Consider the following 8,450-nt stretch of genomic DNA (forward strand, 5'->3'; position numbering starts at 1 on the left):
CGCCCGGCCCTCGAACTTTGTGCGGCCGCAGTACCTGCGGATGCTGGTTGAGATCCTGCGCTTCTGGCGGAAGGCCCGCGCGCTGTTGGCGGCCAGACCGGGAGCGGCTGCCGCGGGTGACGAGGAAACTGGGCCAGTTCCTGGACCGGGAACGCTTCAGCGATTACTTCACGTCCCACTTCATGGCGCCGGTGGTCAGTGCCGTCTGGTCCTGCGATCCCACCACCGCGCTCGCGTATCCGGCGCGGTATCTCTTCACCTTCCTGGATCACCACGGCATGCTCGGCATCAAAGGCTCGCCGCAGTGGAGGACCGTGACGGGCGGCTCGCGCAGCTACGTTGACCGCGTGGTCGCCGGCCTGCCTGATGTCCGCCTCTCCAGCCCCGTCCTGTCCGTGCGGCGTACCGGCTCCGGCGTGGAAATCACGACGGCGGCCGGCACCGATACTTTCGACGCCGCGGTCATCGCCGCCCACCCGCGTGAAGCGCTTGCCATGATCGCCGAACCGACGGCGGACGAAGTCCGCATCCTGGGCGACATGCCGTACTCCGTAAACCAGATCAAGTTCCACCGCGACCCGGCGGTGCTGCCGCGCAGCGAGGCGGCCCGCGCGTCTTGGAACTACCGGCTTCCCTCATGTGCGGCGCGCCCGGACCACGTGCTGGTCAGCTACGACCTCACCCGTCTGCAGCGCCTGAACCCGGATGACGGCGGAAGCTACATCGTGAGCCTGGGCGAATCCGAGCTCATCGAGCCGGCCTCCGTACTGCAGGACCTGGTCTACGAGCACCCGCAGTACACGCCGGACTCCGTGGCCGCCCAGGGCCGCCTGGGTGAACTGGGTGATTCCCGGCTGGCCTTCGCGGGCGCCTATCACGGCTGGGGCTTCCATGAGGACGGCGCGGCGTCCGGTGTCCGGGCGGCAGCGCAGCTGGGCCGGCAGTGGGAGACGCCCGCCGGCAGGCCCGAGGTGCTGGAAGTCGGGCAGCCTGCGGAGCTCGTCCCATGACGGCGGGCATCTACCGCACCAGCATCCGCCACGTGCGGCGGGATCCGTTGGAGAATGCCTTCACGTACCGCAGCTACAGCTGGTTCGTGGACCTGGACGACCTGCCCGTCCTGCCCTGGTGGCTGCGTCCGCTCGCCGGATTCCATGCCAAGGACCACCTGGGCGACCCCGCGGCCAGCATCCGGGACAACGTGGACAGCTTCCTCGCCGCCAACGGAGAAAAGCCGGACGGCTGGAAGGTCACCATGCTGGCCAACGCCAGGGTGCTGGGTCAGGTCTTCAATCCCATCAGCCTGTTCTGGTGCCACGGCGCCGACGGCGGACTGCGCGCCGTGATTGCCGAAGTTCACAACACCTACGGCGAGCGGCACTGCTACCTGCTGCACACCGACGATAGAGGGCGTGCCCGCACCGACAAGGAGTTTTACGTCTCGCCGTTCAACGACGTGGATGGCAGCTACCGGATGACAGTGCCTGAGCCTGACGGCCGGCTGGCCGTCGCTGTGGTGCTCGAACGCGCCGGGCGGAGGCCCTTCACCGCCACGATGACCGGCGTCCGCCAGGCTGCCACCCTGCGCAGCATCCTCGCCGCGGCGCTCGCCGTTCCGCTGGCGCCGCTCCGCCTTGTCCTGCAGACCCATTGGCAGGGAATCAAACTCTGGGCCCGCGGGCTGCCCATCATCAACCGCCCCCACCACCCATCACAGGAGGCAGTCTCATGACGCTCACAGACCCCACCTACCAGCGAAGCACATCCGGTCCGCTCCGGGTACCGCCGGCTCCCGCAAGCATCGACGCCGAGGTGTGGCCCGGCGTCGCCCGTCCTCCTGCCGGCGCGAAGGCCGCCCTCGCCGGCAAAGCCGCGGGTGCCCTGTTCAGGGGTGCCGCCTGGCGCCTGCCGCTGCGGGTTGAGTACCCCGACGGGTCCGTGCTGGGCACGGGGACGCCGGCTCGCCGGTGATGACCATGGTCGGGCCGGACGATTTCGACGTCCGCATCGGCGACAACGGCCTGATCGGGCTGGGGGAGTCCTTCATGGCGGGGGACTGGGAAGCGTCTGACCTCGCCGGCGTCCTGGAGGTCTTCGCCTCCTCGGTGGACACGCTCATTCCCGTGCCGCTGCAGAAGCTGCGCAGCCTGTACCTGCCGCGGGCGCCCCGCCAGGAACGCAACACGGAGCAGAACACGCGGGGCAACATCGCGCGCCACTACGACCTCTCCAACGAGCTGTTCTCCAACTTCCTGGACACCACCATGAGCTACTCCTCGGCGCTCTTCACCGCCGGGGCCGGCCCCATGCCGGAGGTCGGCTGGAACGCGCTGGCCTCCGCGCAGCAGGCCAAGATCGACAGGCTGCTGGACAAGGCCGGAGTGGGCGACGGGACACGGCTGCTGGAAATCGGCACGGGCTGGGGCGAGCTGGCCCTGCGCGCGGCAGCCCGCGGCGCCACCGTCTACACCGTGACCCTGTCCAGTGAGCAGCAGGCGCTCGCGCAGCAGCGCATCGAGGAGGCCGGCTACTCGGGACAGGTCACTGTGGCCCTGCAGGATTACCGCGCGGTGGAAGGCGAGTACGACGCCGTCGTCTCGGTCGAGATGATCGAAGCGGTGGGCTATGAGTATTGGCCGGTCTATTTCCAGACCATCGACAGGGTCCTGGCTCCCGGCGGCAAGGTGGCCATCCAGGCCATCACCATGCCGCACGGCCGGATGCTCGCCACGCGGAACGCCTACACGTGGGTGCACAAGTACATCTTCCCCGGCGGGTTCCTTCCCTCCGTGCGGGCGATCGAGAGCGTCACCGAGCAGCACACGACGCTCCGTGTCCGGGAACGCCGGGGGATGGGCGACCACTACGCGGCCACGCTGCGGCTCTGGGAGGAGCGGTTCCTGATCCGGTCCCGTGAGGTGGGGGAGCTCGGATTCGACGAAGTCTTCCAGCGGATGTGGCTGTTCTACGTGTGCTATTCGCGGGCCGGCTTCCAGTCGGGCTACCTCGACGTGCAGCAGATCGTGCTGGACCGCCGGGAGGCGCAGCTGTAATCCTGGGTTTCCCTAATCCGGGTTTCCTTAATCCGGCGTTTCCTTAATCACAGGAGGGACCCTGAAGCGTGCTTCGGGGTCCCTTTCTTGTGTCCGGGGCCACTCGATGTGCTGCCGTCCGGCACCCGCGACACGCCGTCTTCGAGACGACACGCTGGCGTTTAAATGTGGCTAAGTACTCCACAGGGTGTGGATTTCGTCCTCGAAAAAGCCGGAATCCCGGACATTTTGAGGGCACCCGCCTGTGGATTAAACGTGCATTAAATGACATACTTGTAATACATCATCTTGGGGTCCCACCGGGGGCCGTGCACTACATGTAGTATCGACATACAGATTGAGCGGGGCACAGGCGAGGCCGGCATCGGACAGTGGTTTCAGTTCGGCGCAGTGTCCACCGCAGCGATGAGCAGAGACTTCACAAAGTAAAGACTTCAACAAAGGGGACAGGGACTATGACCGTTACGGTTTACACGAAGCCGGCCTGTGTTCAGTGCAACGCGACGTACCGCGCGCTGGACAAAAAGGGCATCACCTACCAGAGCGTGGACATCTCCCAGGACGCGGACGCCCTCGAGCGCCTGAAGTCCCTGGGCTACATGCAGGCTCCGGTAGTCGTCACGGACCAGGACCACTGGTCAGGGTTCCGCCCGGACAAGATCGAAGAGCTGGCGCTGAGCGCCGCCGCTTCGGTGGCTTAAGGCTTCACGCCGTTCCGGCAGAGAATTCCTATGTAGGTGAGGTGACTCCCATGGCCGCGCCGGCACTTGCCGATGCGCCGGTCGCAGCCCAGGCTGCGAACACGACGCCTGGAAACAGCACGATGACTGCAAACAGGACATACAGTCACCTCATCTACTTTTCCTCGGCCTCCGAGAACACCAAGCGCTTCATTGACAAGCTGGGTGCGGAGGCCGCCAGGATACCGCTCCATGCGAAGGACGAACCGCTCACGGCCTGCGAGCCCTTTGTGCTGGTTCTGCCCACTTACGGCGGGACAGGCGGCGAGGGCTCGGTGCCGAAGCAGGTCATCAGGTTCCTGAACAACCCGCAGAACCGGCGCCTTCTCAGGGGCGTGATCGGCGCGGGAAACACGAATTTCGGGGATAACTACTGCATGGCGGGGGACATCATCGCCGCCAAATGCAACGTCCCCCACCTATACAGGTTCGAACTCATGGGCACGCCGGAAGACGTCTCCCGTGTACAAGAAGGATTGGAAGAGTTTTGGACACGACTGTCGCAGACACAGAAGTAACCAGGTCCGACGAAAGGGACACGTCCATGGATACGGCCGCCGGAGCTGTTGAAAAGCAGGAGAAGCCGGCGTTGCCTGCTGCCTACAAGGGCCTGGGCTACCACGAGCTCAACGCCATGCTGAACCTGTACGGTCCCAACGGCGAGATCCAGTTCGAGGCGGACCGCGAAGCCGCCCACCAGTACTTCCTGCAGCACGTGAACAACAACACGGTCTTCTTCCACGACCTCGAGGAGAAGCTCGACTACCTGGTGAAGAACCAGTACTACGAGCGCGAGACGCTCGACCAGTACACGATGAACTTCATCCGCGAGCTCTTCAAGCGCGCGTACAAGAAGAAGTTCCGCTTCGAGACCTTCCTGGGCGCCTTCAAGTTCTACACGTCCTACACGCTGAAGACGTTTGACGGCAATCGCTTCCTGGAGCGCTATGAGGACCGTGTGTGCATGGTTGCCCTGCACCTGGCCCGCGGCGACGAGCAGTTGGCGCTGCAGATGGTGGACGAGATCATCGAGGGCCGCTTCCAGCCGGCCACCCCCACGTTCCTGAACGCCGGCAAGAAGCAGCGCGGCGAGCTGGTCTCCTGCTTCCTGCTCCGCATCGAAGACAACATGGAGTCGATCGGCCGTTCCATCAACTCCGCGCTGCAGCTGTCCAAGCGCGGCGGCGGCGTGGCGTTCGCGCTGACCAACATCCGCGAGGTCGGTGCGCCGATCAAGCAGATCGAGAACCAGTCCTCGGGCGTCATCCCGGTGATGAAGCTCCTCGAAGACAGCTTCTCCTACGCCAACCAGCTGGGTGCCCGCCAGGGTGCCGGTGCCGTGTACCTGCACGCCCACCACCCGGACATCTACCGGTTCCTGGACACCAAGCGGGAGAACGCGGACGAGAAGATCCGCATCAAGACCCTTTCGCTCGGCGTCGTGATCCCGGACATCACGTTCGAGCTGGCCAAAAAGGACGAGGACATGTACCTGTTCTCGCCGTACGACGTTGAGCGCGTCTACGGGATGCCGTTCTCGGACGTCTCGGTCACCGAGAAGTACTACGAGATGGTGGACGATTCCCGGATCAAGAAGACCAAGATCAAGGCGCGCGAGTTCTTCCAGACCCTCGCCGAGATCCAGTTCGAATCCGGCTACCCGTACATCATGTTCGAGGACACCGTGAACCGGGCCAACCCGATCGACGGCAAGATCATCATGTCCAACCTGTGCTCCGAGATCCTCCAGGTCTCGCAGCCCACGACGTACCATGACGACCTGTCCTACGACGAGACCGGCAAGGACATCTCCTGCAACCTGGGCTCGCTGAACATCGCGAAGACCATGGACTCGCCGGACTTCGGCCTGACCATCGAGACGGCTATCCGCTCGCTCTCGGCGGTGTCGGACATGTCCAACATCACCTCGGTGCCTTCCATCGCCCGCGGCAACGACCAGAGCCACGCCATCGGCCTGGGCCAGATGAACCTGCACGGGTACCTGGCGCGGGAGCGGGTCCACTACGGTTCCGAAGAGGGCCTGGACTTCACCAACATCTACTTCTACTCGGTGGTGTACCACGCTGTCCGAGCCTCGAATAAGCTGGCTATCCAGACCGGCCAGACGTTCGGCGGCTTCGAGAAGTCCAAGTACGCGTCGGGCGAGTTCTTCGACAAGTACACGGAGCAGGAATGGGTCCCGCAGACCGAGAAGGTCGCGGAACTGTTCAAGAACATCCACATCCCCACGCAGGATGACTGGCGCGAGCTGAAGGCCTCCGTCATGGAGCACGGGATCTACAACCAGAACCTGCAGGCCGTTCCGCCGACGGGCTCGATCTCCTACATCAACAACTCCACCTCCTCGATCCACCCGGTGGCGTCCAAGATTGAGATCCGCAAGGAAGGCAAGCTGGGCCGCGTGTACTACCCGGCGCCGTACCTGACGAACGACAACCTGGAGTACTACCAGGACGCGTACGAGATCGGCTACGAGAAGGTCATCGACACGTACGCCGCCGCCACGCAGCACGTGGACCAGGGCCTGTCCCTGACGCTGTTCTTCAAGGACACCGCCACCACGCGCGACATCAACAAGGCCCAGATCTACGCCTGGAAAAAGGGCATCAAGACCATCTACTACATCCGTCTCCGCCAGCTCGCGCTGGAAGGGACTGAGGTGGAAAATTGCGTCTCATGTATGTTGTGATCAACCAAAATCGGTTGACTTAGTACGGCGGCAGTCACTGATCGCTGTAGGCCAGGCTTAAAAGGTTTGAGGAGCCATGCTTCAACATGACTCCTCAATTCGTCCCGGTAACGAGACGGTTCCAAAGTTGCACCTTGGACTGTTGAGTTTACAGGAGTTGTCGGTCGTCTGTCGACGACCCTCCTTCCGGGCATAGTTCCCGAAAGGAGTTGGTAGTTGTGGCAATAGTACGACGTACCGTTCGCCGGACCATCCGCATCACGATCCGGCCCATGTAGTGCCGCACGTGACCCGCTCGTAAGCTCAGCAGAGAGGAGGAAACCTCCCATGGCCAAAGGATCATACCGAAGCGCCAAGACCGGTCGTTACGTAACGCCGAAGTACGGAAAGTCGCACCCGTCGACGACGGTAAAAGAGTCCAAGTAGGGCGGAGATAGTCTTCGTCTCGACTGATTGACATCTGTAAACGAATGAGTGGGTCCACTACTGTGGGCCCACTCATTGGCCTACGTTCTCATGATGTGTTGCTTGAAGACTTGTGTGTGAACACACCCACTGAACATGGAAGTCGGACTGATTCTGGCGACTTAGCGACTAGAATTGATAGCTGAACGCTGGACGTTTTCCGGCGCGCTAACCATCAGGCGGAGGAAACCATATGACCGAGAAGGTCAAGCTGCTTAGCCATGTTGAGGCGATCAACTGGAACCGCATCCAGGACGAAAAGGACGTGGATGTCTGGAACCGCCTGGTCAACAACTTCTGGCTTCCGGAGAAGATCCCGCTGTCCAACGACGTGCAGTCATGGGCCACGCTGACGCCGGATGAGCAGCAGCTCACCATGCGCGTTTTCACCGGCCTGACGCTGCTGGACACCATTCAGGGCACTGTCGGCGCCGTTTCGCTGATCCCCGATGCCATCACCCCACATGAAGAAGCCGTGTACACGAATATCGCGTTCATGGAGTCGGTGCACGCAAAGAGCTACTCCTCCATCTTCTCCACGCTGGCCTCCACCAAGGAGATCGACGAGGCATTCCGCTGGTCCACCGAGAACGAGAACCTTCAGAAGAAGGCCCATATCGTCATGGACTACTACCAGGGCGATGACCCGCTGAAGCGCAAGGTGGCCTCCACACTGCTGGAGAGTTTCCTGTTCTACTCAGGTTTCTACCTGCCCATGTACTGGTCTTCACGCGCCAAGCTGACGAACACGGCAGACCTGATCCGCTTGATCATCCGCGATGAGGCCGTGCACGGCTACTACATCGGCTACAAGTTCCAGAAGGGCTTGGAGAAGGTTTCCGAGGAGCGCCGCCAGGAAATCAAGGACTACACCTTCGAGCTGCTCTTCGAGCTGTACGAAAACGAAGTCCAGTACACGCACGACCTCTACGACGGTGTCGGCCTGGCCGAGGACGTCAAGAAGTTCCTGCACTACAACGCCAATAAGGCCCTCATGAACCTGGGCTACGAGGCCATGTTCCCGGCCTCCGTCACCGACGTGAACCCGGCGATCCTGTCGGCGCTTTCGCCGAACGCTGACGAGAACCACGACTTCTTCTCGGGCTCGGGGTCCTCTTACGTGATCGGCAAGGCCGTCAACACTGAGGATGACGACTGGGACTTCTAGGTTCTACCTTCCTTCGTTTACTGCTCTTGTAGGGATTTACCAACAGATACGTCAGAAGCCCCGCGCGCTGGTGCACGCGGGGCTTCTCTGCTGTCCGAGCTGGTTACTAGGACCTCGGACCTCGTCTAAACCGAAGTTACGTTGCTGGTGACGTGCGAAATCCCCGCCGTGGCGGGGATTTCGTGGTTTCCGGGGTGGCTGCTTCTGTCTACTTCAGGGTCAGCGGGAGGGTCTGGCCGATGAGTTCGAAGGCGCGGCGCTGGACGGGGGTGGGTTCGGCGAGGGTCGGGATGCCGGGCGTGTTTTCCTCGGTG

6 protein-coding genes and 1 pseudogene are annotated in these 8,450 nt (G+C 62.6%); all 7 read left to right on the forward strand.

Going from position 1 to position 8,450, the window contains the following annotated elements:
• The first annotated feature begins 116 nt into the window (after nt 1–116).
• The gene (locus tag J7I89_RS05225) at nt 117–1,010 is read left to right on the forward strand and encodes an FAD-dependent oxidoreductase (protein WP_308159808.1); all 894 of its coding nucleotides are present in this window, start codon (nt 117–119) and stop codon (nt 1,008–1,010) included.
• Nucleotides 1,007–1,732 carry a DUF1365 domain-containing protein gene (locus J7I89_RS05230; RefSeq protein ID WP_214967958.1) on the forward strand — a complete coding sequence of 242 codons (726 nt, stop codon included), beginning with the start codon at nt 1,007–1,009 and terminating at the stop codon, nt 1,730–1,732. Before J7I89_RS05225 ends, J7I89_RS05230 begins: the two co-directional genes overlap by 4 nt.
• Nucleotides 1,729–3,053: pseudogene (locus J7I89_RS05235) on the forward strand (class I SAM-dependent methyltransferase). Before J7I89_RS05230 ends, J7I89_RS05235 begins: the two are co-directional and overlap by 4 nt.
• Before the next feature lie 455 nt (nt 3,054–3,508).
• Nucleotides 3,509–3,754 carry a glutaredoxin-like protein NrdH gene (gene nrdH / locus J7I89_RS05240; RefSeq protein WP_056625338.1) on the forward strand — a complete coding sequence of 82 codons (246 nt, stop codon included), beginning with the start codon at nt 3,509–3,511 and terminating at the stop codon, nt 3,752–3,754.
• A 122-nt stretch (nt 3,755–3,876) separates the two neighbouring features.
• Nucleotides 3,877–4,311 carry a class Ib ribonucleoside-diphosphate reductase assembly flavoprotein NrdI gene (gene nrdI, locus J7I89_RS05245; RefSeq protein ID WP_251044964.1) on the forward strand — a complete coding sequence of 145 codons (435 nt, stop codon included), beginning with the start codon at nt 3,877–3,879 and terminating at the stop codon, nt 4,309–4,311.
• A gap of 26 nt (nt 4,312–4,337) precedes the next feature.
• Nucleotides 4,338–6,503 (forward strand): class 1b ribonucleoside-diphosphate reductase subunit alpha, encoded by a 2,166-nt coding sequence (gene nrdE / locus J7I89_RS05250; RefSeq protein WP_214967963.1) that lies wholly within the window; start codon nt 4,338–4,340, stop codon nt 6,501–6,503.
• Nucleotides 6,504–7,161: 658 nt separating this feature from the next.
• On the forward strand, nt 7,162–8,136 hold the full coding sequence (gene nrdF / locus J7I89_RS05255) for a class 1b ribonucleoside-diphosphate reductase subunit beta (RefSeq protein ID WP_214967966.1): 975 nt from the start codon (nt 7,162–7,164) through the stop codon (nt 8,134–8,136).
• Nucleotides 8,137–8,450 lie beyond the last annotated feature (314 nt).

This window comes from Arthrobacter sp. ISL-5 (genome assembly GCF_018613835.1).
GTDB lineage: Bacteria > Actinomycetota > Actinomycetes > Actinomycetales > Micrococcaceae > Arthrobacter.

Bases quoted from the DNA above. Each gene is read 5' to 3' on its own strand.
- J7I89_RS05230 (WP_214967958.1), top strand. From the start codon at position 1,007: ATGACGGCGGGCATCTACCGCACCAGCATCCGCCACGTGCGGCGGGAT.
- nrdH (WP_056625338.1), top strand. From the start codon at position 3,509: ATGACCGTTACGGTTTACACGAAGCCGGCCTGTGTTCAGTGCAACGCG.
- nrdI (WP_251044964.1), top strand. From the start codon at position 3,877: ATGACTGCAAACAGGACATACAGTCACCTCATCTACTTTTCCTCGGCC.
- nrdE (WP_214967963.1), top strand. From the start codon at position 4,338: ATGGATACGGCCGCCGGAGCTGTTGAAAAGCAGGAGAAGCCGGCGTTG.
- nrdF (WP_214967966.1), top strand. From the start codon at position 7,162: ATGACCGAGAAGGTCAAGCTGCTTAGCCATGTTGAGGCGATCAACTGG.